General features: G+C 59.8%; 23 protein-coding genes, 1 tRNA gene and 1 pseudogene. 9 read left to right on the top strand and 16 right to left on the bottom strand.

Annotated features, from left to right (window positions below):
* Window positions 1-47: 47 nt before the first annotated feature.
* The 12 genes from ACQZ2L_RS06340 to ACQZ2L_RS06285 all read right to left on the bottom strand — a co-directional run bounded on the left by ACQZ2L_RS06340 (window position 48) and on the right by ACQZ2L_RS06285 (window position 6,995).
* Entirely contained in the window at window positions 48-437 is a 390-nt protein-coding gene (locus tag ACQZ2L_RS06340; protein ID WP_430325254.1) for an antiterminator Q family protein, read from the bottom strand.
* Complete coding sequence (locus ACQZ2L_RS06335) at window positions 434-721, bottom strand: hypothetical protein (RefSeq protein ID WP_103436407.1); 288 nt, start codon at window positions 719-721, stop codon at window positions 434-436. Before ACQZ2L_RS06335 ends, ACQZ2L_RS06340 begins: the two co-directional genes overlap by 4 nt.
* Window positions 718-1,212: a hypothetical protein gene (locus ACQZ2L_RS06330; RefSeq protein WP_430325253.1), complete on the bottom strand. Its 495-nt coding sequence runs from the start codon at window positions 1,210-1,212 to the stop codon at window positions 718-720. Before ACQZ2L_RS06330 ends, ACQZ2L_RS06335 begins: the two co-directional genes overlap by 4 nt.
* Window positions 1,209-2,606 (bottom strand): replicative DNA helicase, encoded by a 1,398-nt coding sequence (locus ACQZ2L_RS06325; protein ID WP_430325252.1) that lies wholly within the window; start codon window positions 2,604-2,606, stop codon window positions 1,209-1,211. Before ACQZ2L_RS06325 ends, ACQZ2L_RS06330 begins: the two co-directional genes overlap by 4 nt.
* Window positions 2,603-3,421 carry an ATP-binding protein gene (locus ACQZ2L_RS06320; RefSeq protein ID WP_430325251.1) on the bottom strand — a complete coding sequence of 273 codons (819 nt, stop codon included), beginning with the start codon at window positions 3,419-3,421 and terminating at the stop codon, window positions 2,603-2,605. The genes ACQZ2L_RS06325 and ACQZ2L_RS06320 overlap by 4 nt, the downstream gene beginning before the upstream one ends.
* Window positions 3,408-4,160 (bottom strand): helix-turn-helix domain-containing protein, encoded by a 753-nt coding sequence (locus ACQZ2L_RS06315; protein ID WP_430325250.1) that lies wholly within the window; start codon window positions 4,158-4,160, stop codon window positions 3,408-3,410. The genes ACQZ2L_RS06320 and ACQZ2L_RS06315 overlap by 14 nt, the downstream gene beginning before the upstream one ends.
* The gene (locus ACQZ2L_RS06310; RefSeq protein ID WP_430325249.1) at window positions 4,157-4,387 is read right to left on the bottom strand and encodes a hypothetical protein; all 231 of its coding nucleotides are present in this window, start codon (window positions 4,385-4,387) and stop codon (window positions 4,157-4,159) included. Before ACQZ2L_RS06310 ends, ACQZ2L_RS06315 begins: the two co-directional genes overlap by 4 nt.
* The gene (locus ACQZ2L_RS06305; protein ID WP_430325248.1) at window positions 4,384-5,001 is read right to left on the bottom strand and encodes a hypothetical protein; all 618 of its coding nucleotides are present in this window, start codon (window positions 4,999-5,001) and stop codon (window positions 4,384-4,386) included. Before ACQZ2L_RS06305 ends, ACQZ2L_RS06310 begins: the two co-directional genes overlap by 4 nt.
* Window positions 4,998-5,777: an ORF6N domain-containing protein gene (locus ACQZ2L_RS06300; RefSeq protein ID WP_430325247.1), complete on the bottom strand. Its 780-nt coding sequence runs from the start codon at window positions 5,775-5,777 to the stop codon at window positions 4,998-5,000. The genes ACQZ2L_RS06305 and ACQZ2L_RS06300 overlap by 4 nt, the downstream gene beginning before the upstream one ends.
* Entirely contained in the window at window positions 5,774-6,151 is a 378-nt protein-coding gene (locus ACQZ2L_RS06295; protein ID WP_430325246.1) for a hypothetical protein, read from the bottom strand. Before ACQZ2L_RS06295 ends, ACQZ2L_RS06300 begins: the two co-directional genes overlap by 4 nt.
* Window positions 6,144-6,479: a hypothetical protein gene (locus tag ACQZ2L_RS06290; RefSeq protein WP_430325245.1), complete on the bottom strand. Its 336-nt coding sequence runs from the start codon at window positions 6,477-6,479 to the stop codon at window positions 6,144-6,146. The genes ACQZ2L_RS06295 and ACQZ2L_RS06290 overlap by 8 nt, the downstream gene beginning before the upstream one ends.
* 141 nt (window positions 6,480-6,620) lie before the next feature.
* Window positions 6,621-6,995: a Cro/CI family transcriptional regulator gene (locus ACQZ2L_RS06285; protein ID WP_430325244.1), complete on the bottom strand. Its 375-nt coding sequence runs from the start codon at window positions 6,993-6,995 to the stop codon at window positions 6,621-6,623.
* 36 nt (window positions 6,996-7,031) lie between these two features.
* On the opposite strand from ACQZ2L_RS06285, the gene ACQZ2L_RS06280 reads away from it, so the two are divergent.
* The 9 genes and pseudogenes from ACQZ2L_RS06280 to ACQZ2L_RS06240 all read left to right on the top strand — a co-directional run bounded on the left by ACQZ2L_RS06280 (window position 7,032) and on the right by ACQZ2L_RS06240 (window position 12,479).
* The gene (locus ACQZ2L_RS06280) at window positions 7,032-7,802 is read left to right on the top strand and encodes a LexA family transcriptional regulator (protein WP_430325243.1); all 771 of its coding nucleotides are present in this window, start codon (window positions 7,032-7,034) and stop codon (window positions 7,800-7,802) included.
* Window positions 7,803-7,929: 127 nt separating this feature from the next.
* A complete protein-coding gene (locus tag ACQZ2L_RS06275; protein WP_430325242.1) occupies window positions 7,930-8,331 on the top strand; it encodes a response regulator transcription factor in 402 nt (133 codons plus the stop codon).
* 124 nt (window positions 8,332-8,455) lie between these two features.
* A complete protein-coding gene (locus tag ACQZ2L_RS06270; RefSeq protein ID WP_430325241.1) occupies window positions 8,456-9,244 on the top strand; it encodes a BRO-N domain-containing protein in 789 nt (262 codons plus the stop codon).
* A 124-nt stretch (window positions 9,245-9,368) separates the two neighbouring features.
* Window positions 9,369-9,551, top strand: a pseudogene (locus tag ACQZ2L_RS06265) (carbon storage regulator); the annotation flags it as partial.
* Between the two features lie 452 nt (window positions 9,552-10,003).
* Window positions 10,004-10,147, top strand: a complete 144-nt coding sequence (locus ACQZ2L_RS06260; RefSeq protein ID WP_430325240.1) for a hypothetical protein — start codon at window positions 10,004-10,006, stop codon at window positions 10,145-10,147.
* Window positions 10,144-10,881, top strand: coding sequence for a hypothetical protein (locus ACQZ2L_RS06255; protein ID WP_430325239.1), 738 nt, complete (start codon window positions 10,144-10,146; stop codon window positions 10,879-10,881). Before ACQZ2L_RS06260 ends, ACQZ2L_RS06255 begins: the two co-directional genes overlap by 4 nt.
* Window positions 10,878-11,051, top strand: coding sequence for a hypothetical protein (locus ACQZ2L_RS06250; protein ID WP_430325477.1), 174 nt, complete (start codon window positions 10,878-10,880; stop codon window positions 11,049-11,051). Before ACQZ2L_RS06255 ends, ACQZ2L_RS06250 begins: the two co-directional genes overlap by 4 nt.
* Complete coding sequence (locus ACQZ2L_RS06245; RefSeq protein WP_430325238.1) at window positions 11,029-11,430, top strand: hypothetical protein; 402 nt, start codon at window positions 11,029-11,031, stop codon at window positions 11,428-11,430. The genes ACQZ2L_RS06250 and ACQZ2L_RS06245 overlap by 23 nt, the downstream gene beginning before the upstream one ends.
* Entirely contained in the window at window positions 11,316-12,479 is a 1,164-nt protein-coding gene (locus ACQZ2L_RS06240; RefSeq protein ID WP_430325467.1) for a tyrosine-type recombinase/integrase, read from the top strand. The genes ACQZ2L_RS06245 and ACQZ2L_RS06240 overlap by 115 nt, the downstream gene beginning before the upstream one ends.
* 69 nt (window positions 12,480-12,548) lie before the next feature.
* On the opposite strand, the gene ACQZ2L_RS06235 is transcribed toward ACQZ2L_RS06240, so the two are convergent.
* The 4 genes from ACQZ2L_RS06235 to pheT form a co-directional block, all read right to left on the bottom strand.
* A tRNA-Pro gene (locus tag ACQZ2L_RS06235) sits at window positions 12,549-12,625 on the bottom strand.
* A 98-nt stretch (window positions 12,626-12,723) separates the two neighbouring features.
* Complete coding sequence (locus ACQZ2L_RS06230; protein ID WP_101320614.1) at window positions 12,724-13,080, bottom strand: MerR family transcriptional regulator; 357 nt, start codon at window positions 13,078-13,080, stop codon at window positions 12,724-12,726.
* Window positions 13,061-13,363 carry an integration host factor subunit alpha gene (gene ihfA / locus ACQZ2L_RS06225; protein ID WP_009394049.1) on the bottom strand — a complete coding sequence of 101 codons (303 nt, stop codon included), beginning with the start codon at window positions 13,361-13,363 and terminating at the stop codon, window positions 13,061-13,063. Before ihfA ends, ACQZ2L_RS06230 begins: the two co-directional genes overlap by 20 nt.
* A 4-nt stretch (window positions 13,364-13,367) precedes the next feature.
* Window positions 13,368-15,749 carry a phenylalanine--tRNA ligase subunit beta gene (pheT, locus tag ACQZ2L_RS06220; RefSeq protein ID WP_430325237.1) on the bottom strand — a complete coding sequence of 794 codons (2,382 nt, stop codon included), beginning with the start codon at window positions 15,747-15,749 and terminating at the stop codon, window positions 13,368-13,370.
* Window positions 15,750-15,760: the final 11 nt, after the last annotated feature.

The raw sequence follows: 15,760 nt of genomic DNA, 5'->3' as shown, positions 1-15,760 counted from the left end.
GACACGCTGCTATGAAAACAGGGGTTTATCCGCCCGCATACAGTTTTTTACGCAGCTTCTCGAATTTCCTCCAGTGCGCAATCGATCCAAGCCACGCCGGCCTTGATGATCTCCCGCGCTTTGCGCTCCGACATGCCCGCCTCCCTCCCGACGCGCATAGCAGGATGCTTCGATCCGTAGTACGCCCAAACGAAGTCGCCCATCTGCTGATTGCGCTTCGTCAGCCTGGCCACGGCGCCGTCGACAACCAGCGCCAGGTCGTCCGTGATCACGTGCTGCCGGACACCTCCCTCGCTGGGGATGTTGTCGCGCATGAGTGCGTAGAGCGGCGAGACGTAACGTGGCACGCCCATCTCGCACATCCGCCACCAGCCCCACTGCTCGAGCAGATACTCGGTATCGCCCAGAGCTTTGTCGACATAGGTTCGTTTCTTCACGCTGCTTTCCTCGGATCTGGATCACTCAAGCCGAACAGGTCGCGCAGCAACCGATCGGCAGGTTTGTTCTTGGCGTTGCCTTCGATCAGCCAGCGCTGGCCGAAGTCGTGGAAGCCGATCTGGGCACGGTTGCCGTGCCAACTGGCGACCATGTCCAACAGGTAGGCAAGTGCAGTTGGGCCACCCACTTTCACCTCGGCCAGTTCTGCGCCGGCAATTTTCAGGAAGCGGCGCTCCAAGTCGCTCATGCTCTTGCGCGGCAGTGCCGCAGTAACGTTGCTCATCGGATCATCTCCAACTCGTCATCCACAACCCGCACGCAATCGTCGAACACCTCCTTCGGCACCCGGGCGCTGAGCTCGCGCAGGACCGCCTTGTCGCGCGCTTGCCAAGCTGGGCAGTCGCGGCGCGCTTCGGCCCGCAGCGCCCGCATGTGCACCATGAGCCGCTGGCGATCGCGGTTGATGTGCTTGAGCGCCGCCTTTGCGCGGTGGTACCAGCTCGGGTCGGCGTAAGACCCTTCCGCCTTCGCCTTCGCTTTGGCCTGGCCGATCTGGCACTCCAGCCGGATAGCGTCGCGGCACAAGGTCTCCTCCAGCGCCTCGGATTCAGCCAGGGTGGCTGGCATCACGATCGGCCCGCGTGGTCCTTCGCTGGGCGCAGGGGGATTGCCAGTGGCTGCAGGCTGGTCGGCGCCAGCGCGCTTGCTGACGGTCACAGAGACAACTGCAGGTTTGCCAGCGCCAGCGCGTGGCCACAGGTCAGAAAGTTTCATGATGCGCTCCCTTGTGGGCGATGACGCTTGGCGTACGGCCGGCCCATTTCAATGTCTTCGTTGCTTGGCTGGTAACCGACCAGTTCGGCGAATCGGTGGTAGGCGCCCTGGTGCTGGACACGGCAGAAGCCGGTCTCCCCGTGGCGGTTCTTGTCGACAATCAGCTCGGTGACCCCTGCTTTGCCCTCCTCTGACTCCCCGTCGCGATGCACCAGCAGCACGACGTCGGCATCGGCCTCGATCTGGCCAGAGTCGCGCAGGTCGCTCTTGGTGGGCCGTTTGTTGGCTCGCTGGGTAGGGCCGCGGTTCAACTGCGCCAGTACCAGCACCGGAACGCCGAGCTCTTTGGCCAGGCGTTTGAGCGACTTGCTGATGTCGGTGACCTGCTCGTACCGGCTGGAAGACTTGTTCTCGCCGTTGATCAGGCCGATGTAATCGACGGTCACGGACCCAAGGCCGTGCTCGCGCTTCACCGTCCTGCAGATCTGGCGAATGTCGCGCATGGTCAGGGAGCCGTCATCGCAGAAGATCAGCGGCGCCTCATTGAGGCGACTGACTGCGGCTGTCAGGCCTGGCCAGTCGTTGTCGGTCATGGAGTGCCCTTCGGTGATGTGCTTGAGTTGCACGCTGCCGATGGAAGCGAGAGACCGGTTGGTCAGCTCGACATCGCTCATCTCCATGCTGAACACCAACGAGGTGGACTTGGCAGTGAGGGCAACACGCTCGGCAATGCCCAGGCCGAGGGTTGTCTTGCCGCTGCCAGGCGCGCCAGCAATGACCACCATGTGCCCTGGGCACAGCGCCGGGATGAACTTGTCGAGTGATGGCAGGCCGGTGTCGAAGCCCAGCACCACCTGGCGGTTGAATCGACGGTCAACGCCATCGATCGCCTCCGGCAGGATGTCGCGCACGAACCGGTACCGGCGGCGGGCATCCAGGCCTTCTGCCTCGAGCGAGACCCAGGCCTGTTGCCCCTGCGCCAGCACCTCGTCCAGCGAATCACCGTCTTTGAGGCGTTCGGTCATGATGTGCGCAGCCGCGATGACACGGCGGGCAACGGAGCGCTGCTTCACAATCCGAGCGTACTCGGTGAAATTCGCGGCGCTGGGCGTGTTGTGCGCGATATGCGCTGCAACGGCGAGCGTGCCTCGACCGTCGGCCAGTGCCGGCCGGGCATCCGAAAGCGTTACCACGTCGATTTCTCGGCCTTTCTGGCGCATGGCTAGGAGCAGTTCAAACAGCTCGGCACAATCCGCCAGATAGAAATCGCTGATCTCGACCTTGGCATCGTCGATCAGTGCCGGCTGATGAATCATCGCGCCGATCAGGGCGAACTCTGCCTCTGAGCTGTGGAGTCGGCTTTCGGCGTCAGGCGCTTGGTAGTCGTGGTTCATACGCCACCCCCAACTCGGGCAGAGGCCCAGGTGAATGGCGCCAGCAGGCCACCGTTCTCGCGCAGGCGGTCCATTGCCCGCGGCCCGATGTAGGCTGGCAGCTGTTCGCGGTCCTGGTTGCTGACAAGGATCGTAGGGCGCACAAGCTGATAGCGCCGGTCGATCACTTCGTGGAGCAGGCTGGGCATGAAGTCCTTCCCAGCCCGGGGCGTGTGCATACCCACTTCGTCGATCACCAGCAGGTCAACGGCTGCCAGCTCGGCCAGCAGGTCTGACTTCGACGGCCCAGCATTGCTGCGAAAACTGTCGGTGACCGCCTGCATGATCGCCTCGGCAGTGACGATCAGCCCGGTTGAGCCATCGACACGCACAACGTGCTGCAGGATTGCGCAGGCCAAATGCGTCTTGCCGTTGCCGACCTCGCCCAGCAGCATCAGCGCGCGGCCAGCTCGGTAATGCTCTTCGAATTCCTCGGCGTAGCGACGGCAGATCGACAGCGCGCGCGCCTTGGCTGGGTCGTCATTGGTGGCGAAGTTACCGAACGAGCAGCCCCTGAAGCGCGGCGTGATGCCGGTGGCGAACAGGTCACGGTTCAACTCCTCGGCTTGTTGGGCAGCAAAGGCCTTGTCCCTAACAGCGGTCTCACACTGCAGGTTAAGCGCCTGCCAGCGGCAACTTGGGCAGTCAGTTGTCACCCACCCGCCGTCAAACTGCTCAACCCGCGTTTCCTTGTACTGCCCATGGCCGGGCACCGGGCATTCGACAGTACCGGCGCCGATCACATGCGGTGCAGGGCTGAATTTAGATGAAGTCATCAGGGTACATCTCCTGGCGGTGGGCAGGCACTTGCAGTACTGCGCTGTGAGTTGTGCCGGCTGAGCCGCTTGGGGTATTGGGCTTGAGCCTATTCACAAGCCATTCCGTCTTGAATCCTTGCCAACCTGCAGTCATGGCTTCCGCCAACGCTTTGTCTGAGTCGATACCTGCACTCCGGCACTTGTCCAGTTCGTTCAGCACGGTGTTCCAGATAGTGGTATTCAGCGGCCCTTTCTTCTTCCGGAACTGGAAGTAGTCTCGGGCGGTTTGCTCTGTCAGATCGACAGGTGCCTGTTCAAGCATTTGCTCAACCGTGAAACCGTCATTTCCCCTTTTACGGTTCCTTGATGGTTCACCTTTGGGTTCTATTACGGTTCTGGGGGCATCTGGTGCCGGGGTGTCCGGCATCTGGTGCCGGGGGGTGGGGCACGTCGTGCCGGGGTGTCCGGCATTTGGTGCCGGGGGGCATTTAATGCCGGGGGCATAAGATGCCGGGGTTACGACGTAGTAGGTCGACCTCCCAGCCCGCTCTTTTGCCACCAGCAAACTGACACTTTCCAACCAACGAATCGCATTGCGCACAGCCCGCTCCTTCAGGCAAGTGCGCTCGCAAATCCTGGCAATCGACGGCCAGCAGACACCATCGTCGTTGGCATTGTCGGCCAGGGAGATCAGGACCGACTTCTGGGCCGCGCTCATCGTGAGCGGCCAGCAGGCAGTCATCAGGATGGTGCTCACAGCTGCAACTCCTGTGTGATGCGACGCACGAAGGCGTCGTAGGGCTCGCTCATCTCGAAGCCCTTCTCCTCCATCGCTCGCCGACCAGCCTTGGCCAGTTCGTAGATCGTCCAGCGCTCGCGCTCTGGAAAGCCCTTGAACTGGCTGTAGGTTGGCCAGGGTCCACTGATGATCGATGCGCCAGCGCGCTGCTGGAGCGCCTGGACGGGGTTTGGGGTCGGGGTCATTGGAGTGTTACCCCTGCCTTGACTGGAACGATTTCAGCACCAGCAAACGGCGAGTTGGGGCCGAACAGATCCGGGAGGTCGCATTCAGGCGCCGTCTTGATCCAATGCATCATGGCCATGAAGCAGGCCTCGAACAGCGGCCCGCCCTTACCCCAGTCGTCAGACTGCGGGCTGGCGCTGTTTTCAAGCCTGGCGACGTAGATCAGACCTGCCAGCCCCCGCTCGTCGCTAGGAATGGCCGGGCGGTGTACCGGGTTGATGCTTAGCAGGTCGCACAAGCTGTCGAATCCAATGGCGTCGTAGCTGTTGTCGGTATCCTTGATCAGGTGGTAACCCATCCCGATCAGGCCCTGCTTAATGTCGCGGATATCATCGGCGCGGTGAGTGCGGGATTTCTCCAAGAGCTGGTCGTACTGCCGCTGGGTGTGCGGATAACCCAGCAGCGCTGCCGCTTCTCGCCTAAATACTCGGCGTTCGGTTTGGATTCCAGTCAGCCTGGCCAGGCTGATGCGCACCATTCGCTGAGTCAGAATCAACATGGCCTTCGGCGAGTGGTCAGGCTTCCGTGCGATCTTGGCGAGCTTCTCTGCGACCTTGAGTTTGATTAGGGTCATTGGTGTTCTCCAGCAGTGCCGAACAGATCGGCCAGGTCAATTTGGTAGACAGCTGCCCAGGCGGCAGCGGGCCAGGAACGAACCCATCCGAACCGACGGTCTTGGACTTTCGGGGCAGACACCCCGTGGCTATCGCACCAGTTCTTGAGCGGGCGAAAACCCTGGCTGCCGAAGAGCCGGTGGGCGGCCTTCTCCACCGCAGTCACGGTGGCGTGCTGGCAACCACGACCCAGTTCGCTCTCGAGGTGCATGAACTTGCGGACAGCAGCTGACGCAGTGGCCATGGCCGTTGCTTCGCGACGGGTGCCGATCTCGGCCTTCGTGGCGACAGCGTGGTCACGCTGCTCAAGCGCCAGTTGCTCGGAACGCTTCGAGGCCAATAGGTGCTCCAAGGCCGTGATGTAGTCGGTGGGTAGCGAGGCCGTTGACAAATGAGCGGGCCGGAAGTAACGCTCCACCAGCTGCTCCTGGACCTCCCATGCCAAGTCGTCGGTGAAGGCCTTCACCAGCATGAGGTAGCCACGCTCTGTCACCAGGACGCCTTTCGAAGTCCTTGGTGCGAATGCCTGCTCGATCGACTGCGTACGAATTTCGTCCGCAGTCACTTCGAAGAAGTGGCGTCCCAGGTCAAACCGCTCTCGATGCTCGTTGAAGTTCCGGCGCGCAGTACCCTCGGGCCGCTCGTGCACCTGATCAATCATCGCCAGCGTGACTACGCGCTGGCTGCGGTACTGAACGATAGATACCTGGGTGTTATGGATAGTGACCAGGCTCATACCGCACCTCCCGCGCCACGTTTTGCAGCAGCAGGCTTCTGTGGCGCGTATCGAGGCAGGACACGCAGCTTGTACTCAGCGTTTCGAGCCTCGTCATGCAGCCGGCAGGAAGTTTCACCCAGGTGATTCAACAGCCAGCCGAGGCTAGCCAATGCGTCCCCACTGACTTCCTCTGAGGTGCCCACCCAGGCCAGCATCTCTCCAATCGCAGCGATACCCGAAGTGAGCGTGATGACACTCTGAGACGCAGCAGTGCTGATGCGCTCAAGCTGCTGCGATTGATCATCAGAGAGGTGAGCGCCTGGCGTAAATTCCGATGGATACTCTTGATCCACTCGAACCAGCAGGTCGAGAAAGCTGGGAGCACTACTCATGGGAAGTCACCCCGCCTTGAGTTTTGATCCCGCGCTGCACGCTCCAAATGAGCGCTGAAGCCGTTTCGCTCAGGAACTGCAGCGCCTTGAGCGAGTCGCACAAAACAAGGTCGCCGTTGTTAACGGATTCGTGGACGTGCTCGCAAATTTGCGCCAAACCTGAAGTCAGCGTTCGCGCTGCATCAAGCGCGTCTTGCGTATTGATGCCGGCCTGCACCTTGAGCATGTGCAAGGCGGTGTTATCGATTGGCGTCTCAAAAAAGCTTAGTTCGGTGGTGAGGGTGGGTTGCGCCAGTGATGGCGCGGTGGTATTTTTCGGGTGCGACATTGTTTCGTCTCCTTCAAGACGATTAGATACAAACCACTCGTTGGCGCGAGTGGCGATTAGAAAAGCTCAGCCAAGTGCTGGGCTTTTTTGTGGGCGGTCGAAAAGCTCAGCCGCTCAGCAAAAATAGGGATGGGGCCGGCTTCATGGCGAGGCCTGGGCGGTACTGGATGAATTAACAGCCACCACGGTGGAGCTGTGCTGTGTGGTAGCAGGAGGTATCATTTGAGTCATGGTGGGGCCAGAGATCGCCCGCGCCTTGGCCTCCGAGCGAGCAGGGAATGGACGGCGTTCTTCGGCAGTGAAGCTGCCGTCTGATTGCTCAGTAACAAATATCAGACGTCCCACGCGGATAGCCTTGCTGAGCGCACCCTGGGTGAGGCCTAACAAAATCGCAGCCTCGGGCTGGCCGCGCTCCTTGGCGAATTCTCTAAGGTGAAGGGTGCTCACGGCGTTCTCCAGGGCGAAATTTAAGTTGATAGTACCAATGGCATTTTTCAAAGTAAATACTTTTGGCATTTGTCAAGATATTACCGTAGGGAATATTCTGCGATCATGAGCAAACGAAACCTACCCGATGACCGAAAAGCCGAATGTCTACGTCTCAAGAGGATTTTTAACCTCAAAAAGCGAGAGCTCGGCCTCACCCAGGAAAAGCTTGCAGAACAGCTCGGCATAAATCAGAGCTCGGTGAGCCACTATCTGAATGCTGTCAACCCCCTAAACGCACCGATTGCGGCCGGCTTTGCCAAAATACTTGAGGTGCAGATCTCGGAGTTCAGCCCTCGCTTAGCGCATGAAATCGAACTGCTCACCTCTGCTTCAGTAGAAGCAAACCGTGCATTTATCTCTAACAGAGTCGCCGCTCACCGAGCTAAAGGCACGGTCCCTTTTGAGGAGTATGTATTGGTTCCTCAATACAAGGCCCAAGAACGCTTCGTGAAAGGCGTTAACGACGATCACGTTGGATTGACGGAAGGGATGGTCTTCAGACGGGGATGGCTTCGCCGGATGGGAGTGCACCCTGACGACCTGTTCGTCATCTACGCTGATGGCAACGATATGGCTCCGCACATCTGCGCCATGGACGTGGTCCTTTTCGACTCCACCAAGACATCGCCCGAAGACCGCCAGATCTACATGATCAAGCGTAGGGATGGGTCGATCACAGCTAAGAGGCTGATCCAGCAGATTTCCGGATCATGGTTAATCAGAAGCGAGAACCCAGACAGAAACCTTTTTCCTGATGAGGTCATCCCAGAGTCAGAGGTGGCCAACCTTCCAATAGTTGGGAAAGTTCTCTGGCGGGGAGGAAGCTGCACCTGACACCCCTCCCACAAAGCCGCCATGAAGGCGGTTTTTTTGTGCTCATGAAAATAATATTGCCAAAGGTATTTACACATAATAATGCCAGTAGTAATGTTGCGACATCAACAGAGCAAGGAGCGCAACCATGACCGCAGCTGCAACCACCATCACCGCCGGATCTTGGCAGGGCTTCCTCGGCCGCGGTCTGGCTGAACGTGAGCTGCAATGCGTGCTTGGGGTTGCTCAGGGAAAGACAAGCAAGGAGCTGGCGCGCGAGCTGGGCGTTCAGCCTGATTCGATCAAAAAGCGGGTACTCAGTGCGACCACGAAACTCGGCGTTACACGGCGTGCGCAACTTGTGGCGGTGGCCATGCAGAAAGGGCTGATAAGTCCGATCGCCACAACTCTCGCGCTGGTGCTGGCGCTTCATTCAGTGATCGGCGATGACGCTGCACTTCGCGTTCGCCGCGGCGGCAACGGCGGCGAGCGCCGGGTCGAGATTCGTGTCGCGGCACGGCGGGTAGAGCAGCAGGTTGCGTTGGCGTAACACAAAAAGATTTTCCACTGGCTTGCCTTCTGCGCTGTCACTTCGGTTAAAGTGACCTCACAGGTGACCAAGCCCGGCCGAACCGGGGGTCTGTGAAGACCCCCGCACTAAGCGAGGCATCCTAGTGAACGTTTCAATTTTCAACTTCCGCAAGTCCAATGTCCGTGTTGTAACCGAAGACAATGGCACCCCATGGTTTGTGGGTAAGGACGTGTGCGATCTGCTGGGTTATGCAAACCCCAGTGACGCCATGGGTCGTCACTGCCGTGGGGTCGCGAAACGCTACCCCATCCTCGACAACCTAGGCCGCACCCAAGAAGCTCGCGTGCTTTCCGAGGGTGACACTCTTCGCCTTATCGTCAACAGTACTATGCCGGCTGCTCAGGAGTTCGAATCCTGGGTATTTGATGAGGTGTTGCCCACGATCCGCCGCACCGGAACTTACACGATTGCCAATGCGCCAGCACTTCCCTCGGCCAATGACGGCGCGGTTCTGATCGAGTCAATAACTCGCACCATGAACCTGGCGCCTTCTGCGACACTGGCAATGTATCAGCGACTTGCAGCAAAAATCGGGCAATCTGATTTGCTTCCTGTCTATTCAACTGATGCTCCGGATGGCGATGTAAGCAGCCACACAACTGCTGCGCTCTCTACGCTGATCAAAAAGTCCGAACTTACCACCAACTCTCGCCAGGTCTACTTGCAGATGCAGGAGGCGGGATTGGTCGAGCGTAAGCAACGCCCCAGTAAAACCAAAGGAGTCAAGGAGTTCTGGGCCCTTACTGACTCCGGGTTAGCATACGGCAAAAACGTTACCAACCCCTCGAATCAACTCGAAGTTCAGGTTCACATCTACGAAAGCAGATTTGAACAACTGATCGAATGCCTGGAACTTCGTAGGAAGCACTAAAAAGAACTGTGTGATCGACTCCTCAAAATTGAGGAGTCAGAGTAATTGCGCGTGCAACTCAAATTCACTCGAAAGCCAAGTTACTCGGCAGGCCACCGGCTTGCCCGAAATAAGGAGGTTCACAATGCTCATGCTCAGCCGCAACATCGGCCAGTCCATCATCATCGGCGGCAACATCCGCGTGGCCGTCACGCACGTAAACGGCAGCCAAGTGCGACTCGGCATCGATGCGCCGAAGGGCGTAATCGTTGACCGCGAGGAGATCCATCAGCGGCGCGTGGCGGAAGGGGCTGTCCAGATGGCGCCAGCCGCGAGCGCAGACATTCCAGGAGCCAACGCGGGTGATCTACAAGAGGACCTTGATCGCACCGCGGACAAGCTGCGCTCACCAAACCCAGCATACCTCTACGCCCCGTGGTCCGATGTTCAGGTACTGGACTTCCTGTCTGTTGCTCTGCGCCACGTCGTGGTGGAAGGCGACCTGCAATACAGCGACATCAACGACGCTATGCGCTACATGGCCGAGAAGGGTGAGCCGGCATTCTGCAAGGCATTCGAGATCGACGACCACGTCAAGATGGTGGCTGATGCGCGCCGGTATCGGTGGTTGCGCGACCGCGAACGCATCGAAGATCCTGACGAAGACCTGCTGGTGGTGCGCGGTGACAACTGGCTCTCCGCAGCGGAACTGGATCAAGAGATCGACACCGCCCTGCGCCTGGAGGTACTGCAGCAGCAGGCGGCGCAGGACCAGCAGCTATGACCCGCGCCAGCATGCTCTTGCTGCTGTGGGATGCCCTGCAGCAGCGCTCAACCACCTTCGGCCAAGTCGCCGCCTTGTCTGCCGCTTGCGGCCTGGACGGGCGTCAGGTGCTAGCCGACCATTTCCGGGGGCAACCATGATCAAGCGCCGAACAATCAATCCTGCCGCCCTCCCCGCTGTTGGCCAGCCACTGGCCGGCGGATTCTTCGCTGGCCGGATCTTCTTCGACGGCGCCGAGCATGCAGTCATCGATGCAGGTCGTGACTTCGAGGTCGCCGCCCACTGGTGGCAGGAGGAAGGCCCGCGACCGCGCATTCGTGGAGCGACTTCACGCTTCGACGGTATGGCCAACACCAGGGCAATGGCAGCCGAGGGCAGCGCCATCGCCCGCAAGGTCCTGGACATGAATATCCGTGGCACCTGGGGCTGGCACATCCCGTCGGTCGAGGAGCTACAGGTTCTGCGCTGCAACCTGCTCCAGTTGCCTGACTGGGGCCGCAGTGGCCTCACCCCTGAAAGGGGGGCAGCCCAGTCGTTTGGCTGCGCGCACGACTACTGGAGCAGCACCCAGAAGGACAACGCTGCTACTGCCTGGTGCTTGCACATGCTGCCCTGGTGCGTGCCCGATACAAATTGGGTGAGCAAGGTGAAAGGCATCCGCCCTGTGCGCACGCTGCTGATCAGCCAGGATGCTTTCACGCACGCCCCGTCAACCGATGTGCCGCTAACCGAGGCAGATCTGCGCGGCCTGGCCAATCAGCAGGCCGTGGCCACTGTGCTCGAGCGCTTCGTGAACGAGGATGCCGGCAGGTTCTATGGTCGGGCTGATGCATTGGTGGCTGAGCTGGCGGCGCTGGCGGGAGGTTGGCCATGAGCGTCCTGCAGCGATTATCCATCAACACCGCCGGACGCGACTTCGCCGCGGCGGATGCCCTTGGGCATTTCACCACCCTATTAAGCCAAGCATCAGCCGCGACTTGGACTGAGCACCAATCTGCCACCCGCCGGCGTGGAGACCTATATGGCGAATGCTACAACATCTAAGCCATCAAGCATTCAGCCGCGGTTCATCCGGTTCGGCGATGCACCTGGCTACCTCGGCATGTGCCGGGACGAGTTCAACAAGACAGTAAGGCCATGCGTCCGAGAATTCCCCATCGGAAAGCAGGGCGTGGCCTTTGACCGCCAAGAGCTCGATGAATGGGCTGACGCCTACATTGAGGCAAAGGCGATTGAAAAAGCCTTCGAACAAGACAACAATCGGCCCTGCAGCGAGCGCCGAGGAGAATATATATGGCGCGAAAAACGATCACCGGCCTCTACGAGAAGGGCGGTGTCTGGCAAATCGACAAAGTCTACAAAGGCGAGCGAATTCGAGAAAGCACTGGAACTGGTGACCGGGAAGAAGCAGAGCAATACCTGATCCACAAGCTTGAGAAGCTGCGACAGCAGAAAGTCTATGGTGTTCGGCAGGTGCGCACCTGGGAAGAGGCAGCTACCAGATTTTTGCTGGAGGTAAGGGATCAGCCGTCCATTCACCTGACTGCCCTCTGCATGAAACAGTTGCACCCATACCTTGGCCATCTGCCCCTGACCCACATTGATGACCAGGCCTTGGAGCCCTTCATCAGGGATCGGCAGACGGCCAAGGTGCGGGACGACGGCACGGTTGAGAAGGCGGTAAGCAACCGGACGATCAACATCGCGATCGAGCGTGCAGTCAGGGTGCTGACCCTCTGCGCGAGGAAGTGGCGGGATGATGATCGACGCCCGTGGCTGGACAGCGTTCCCATGCTTAAAAAGCTCGAGGAGAAGAAGTCGAGCCGCAAGCCCTACCCGATGTCATGGGAGGAGCAGTCGATACTTTTCGGCGAGCTGCCCGGTCACCTGCAGACGATGGCCTTGTTCAAGGTGAACACTGGCTGCCGTGAACAGGAGGTGTGCAAGCTGAGGTGGGATTGGGAGATATCGGTGCCGGAACTCGGGACCAGTGTTTTCCTGATCCCCGCTGACTTCGGCGGGAGACACGCCCGGTCGGGCGTAAAGAATGGCGACGAGCGCCTGGTGGTTTTGAACAGTGTGGCCAAGTCGATCATTGAGCGGCAGCGAGGCGCCAGCAAGGAATGGGTTTTCCCATACAACGGCACTGCTATGCACCGGATGAACGACTCAGCCTGGAAGAAGGCACGGGTGAGAGCGGCGAAACTCTGGCAGGAGGAAAACCTTCGCCCCGCTCACCCTGGGTATGCCTCGATCAGGATCCACGACCTCAAGCATACGTTCGGGCGCCGACTGCGCGCCGCGGGTGTAACTGAAGAGGATCGGAAATCACTGCTTGGGCACAAGAACGGCAGCATCACCAGTCATTACTCCGGCGCTGAGCTGGGCAAGCTGATTGAGGCTGCGAACATGGTATCAACTACCGACTCGCGTGGGCCGGTACTGACGATCTTGAAGAGGAAAATCGGATGATCCCCCGAAAAAGTCCCCACACGCAGAAATGAAAAAGCCACCCTGAGGTGGCTAAGTCATTGGGATTATTGGTCGGGACGGAGTGATTCGAACACTCGACCCCTTGCACCCCATGCAAGTGCGCTACCGGGCTGCGCTACGCCCCGAACTGCTCTCGATATTGCTGAGAACGGTACAAAATCTACCCTAACCTTTTGATTAATGAAAGCTTTTTTTCGAAAAACTTTCCACTCGTCGGATCAGGTTATTTCTTCAACACCACTAGCACATCTTCCAACTCGACGATCATCTGCCGAATCATCTGCTTGTACTGCGTCGTGTCGTCCTTGGCCTCATCACTGGACATGCGCAAGCGCGCACCGCCGATGGTGAAGCCTTGGTCGTACAGTAACGCGCGGATCTGGCGGATCATCAGCACGTCTTGGCGCTGATAATACCGGCGGTTACCGCGGCGTTTGACGGGGTTGAGCTGGGGAAACTCCTGCTCCCAATAGCGCAGCACGTGCGGTTTTACCGCACAGAGCTCGCTGACTTCACCAATGGTGAAGTAGCGTTTGCCCGGGATAGGGGGCAGCTCGTCGTTATGGCTTGGTTCCAGCATAGGCCTCAACCCGGGCTTTCAGTTTCTGCCCTGGACGAAAGGTGACGACGCGGCGTGCGGTGATCGGGATTTCTTCCCCTGTTTTGGGGTTGCGGCCCGGCCGTTGGCGTTTGTCGCGAAGGTCAAAGTTGCCGAATCCGGACAACTTGACCTGCTCGTTATCTTCAAGCGCGTGGCGGATCTCTTCGAAAAACAACTCGACGAGTTCCTTCGCCTCTCGCTTGTTAAGCCCAAGCTCCTCGTACAGCCTCTCGGCCATCTCAGCTTTCGTCAGAGCACCCATGCCGTTATTTCCTTAACGTGGTGTTCAACCTTTGTTCGAGCGAGGTGAGGATCAATTGCAGGGTGGCGTTCACCTCATCGTCATTAAGAGTGCGCGATGGATGCTGCCAGGTCAAGCCGACCGCAAGGCTTTTTCTATCAGGATCAATGCCTTTACCCTGGTAGACGTCAAACAGCCTGAGGTCTGTGAGCCATTCGCCGGCATTGTCACGAATTGCTTCAAGGACGTCGCTGGCGGCCACATCGCGGCCGGCAATCAGGGCCAGGTCGCGGCGGGTTTCAGGGAACTTGGACAGTTCGCTGAATTTCGGCAGGCAGCCTTCGACAACTTCTTCCAGGATCAGCTCGAAGACGAACACCGGGCGGTCCAGGTCGAGGGTCTTGGCCAGCTCTGGGTGCAGCGCGCCGAGGTAGCCGACTTCCTTGCCGTCGCGCTCGATACGCGCAGTCTGGCCAGGGTGCAGGGCTGGGTGCTTGCCCGCGACGAACTTGAACTCACCGAGTGCGCCGGAGTAACCCAGCACGGCTTCAACGTCGGCTTTGACGTCGAAGAAGTCGACGCCATCGCGTGGGTTGGCCCAGCCTTCTGGCAGGCGGGTACCGGTGACGACGCCGGCGAGCATTGGCTGCTGCTTGAGGTCGCCGAGTTGGCCAACAAAGCGTTGGCCGCTCTCGAACAGGCGCACGCGGTCTTGCTGGCGGTTGAGGTTGTGCTGCAGTGCTTTGACCAGGCCAGGCCACAACGAGGCACGCATGGCGGCCATGTCGTTGGAGATCGGGTTGGCCAGCAGCAACGGCTCGACACCAGGGCTGAACAGCTCGAACAGTTTAGGGTCGATGAAGCTGTAGGTGATGGCTTCCTGGTAACCGCGAGCTACCAGCAGGCGGCGCAAGGTTGGCAGCTCACCGCGGGCCTCCGGCGCGCCTTTAGGGGCGAGACGGGCTTGCGGGTAGCGCACTGGCAGGTGGTTGTAGCCATACAGGCGGGCCAGCTCTTCGATCAGGTCGACTTCAAGGCTGATGTCGAAGCGGTGGCTTGGCACTTGTACCGTCCACTGCCCTGCCCCATCGGCGCTGGTGGTCAGCTCGAGGGCGTTGAGCAGTTGCTCGACCTGGGCTGGGTCCATGTCCATGCCGAGCATCTGGCTGATGCGTTCGGCGCGCAGGGTGATCGGCGCAACTTTCGGCAAGTGCTGCTCGCTGACTGCTTCGATAATCGGGCCGGCTTCGCCGCCGACGATTTCCAGCAGCAGCGCGGTAGCGCGCTCCATGGCTTCGCGGGCCAGTTGCGAGTCGACGCCGCGCTCGTAGCGGTGCGAGGCATCGGTGTGCAGGCCGTAGGAACGGGCCTTGCCAGCGACGGAAATCGGCTCGAAGAAGGCGCTCTCAAGGAACAGATCGCGGGTCTTCTCGGTGTTCACGCCGCTGTGCTCGCCACCCATGACGCCAGCAATGGCCAGGGCGCGTGTGTGGTCGGCAATGACCAGGGTGTCGCTACGCAGGGCGACTTCCTGACCGTCGAGCAGGACCAGCTTCTCGCCTTCCTCGGCCATCCGCACGCGGATGCCGCCGTTGATTTCGGCGAGGTCGAAGGCATGCATCGGCTGGCCGAGCTCGAGCATCACGTAGTTGGTGATGTCGACTGCAGCGTCGATGCTGCGCACGTCGCTGCGGCGCAGGCGTTCAACCAGCCACAGCGGGCTTGGCTTGGACAGGTCGACATTACGGATCACGCGGCCGAGGTAACGCGGGCACGCGGCCGGGGCCGAGACTTCAACCGAACGCACTTCATCGTGGCTGGCGGCAACGGCGGGCACGTCGATGCGGGTAACCGGCACGTCGTACAGGGCGCTGACATCGCGCGCCATACCGGCCACCGAGAGGCAGTCACCGCGGTTCGGGGTCAGGCCGATTTCGATGCTGGCGTCGTCGAGGTTGAGGTATTCACGGATGTCCTGACCAACCGGCGCATCGGCGGCCAGCTCAAGCAGGCCGTCGTTTTCTTCGCTGATCTGCAGTTCGGCAGCCGAGCACAGCATGCCGTTGGATTCAACGCCACGCAGCTTGGCCTTTTTGATCTTGAAGTCGCCTGGCAGCTCGGCACCGATCATGGCGAAGGGAATTTTCAGACCCGGGCGCACGTTGGGCGCGCCGCAGACGACCTGGAAAGTCTCCTGGCCATTGCTGACCTGGCACACGCGCAGTTTGTCGGCATCCGGATGCTGCTCGGTGCTGAGCACTTCACCAACGATGATACCGCTGAACTGACCAGCCGCCGGGGTGACGCTGTCGACTTCGAGGCCGGCCATGGACAGACGAGCAACCAGCTCGTCGCGGGAGACTTGCGGGTTAACCCAACCACGCAGCCACTGTTCACTGAATTTCATGCTGTTCTCCT

Source organism: Pseudomonas shirazensis (assembly GCF_050496565.1).
In the GTDB taxonomy this organism is placed as follows: domain Bacteria; phylum Pseudomonadota; class Gammaproteobacteria; order Pseudomonadales; family Pseudomonadaceae; genus Aquipseudomonas; species Aquipseudomonas shirazensis_A.
This window is presented reverse-complemented; position numbering and strand designations above follow the sequence as displayed.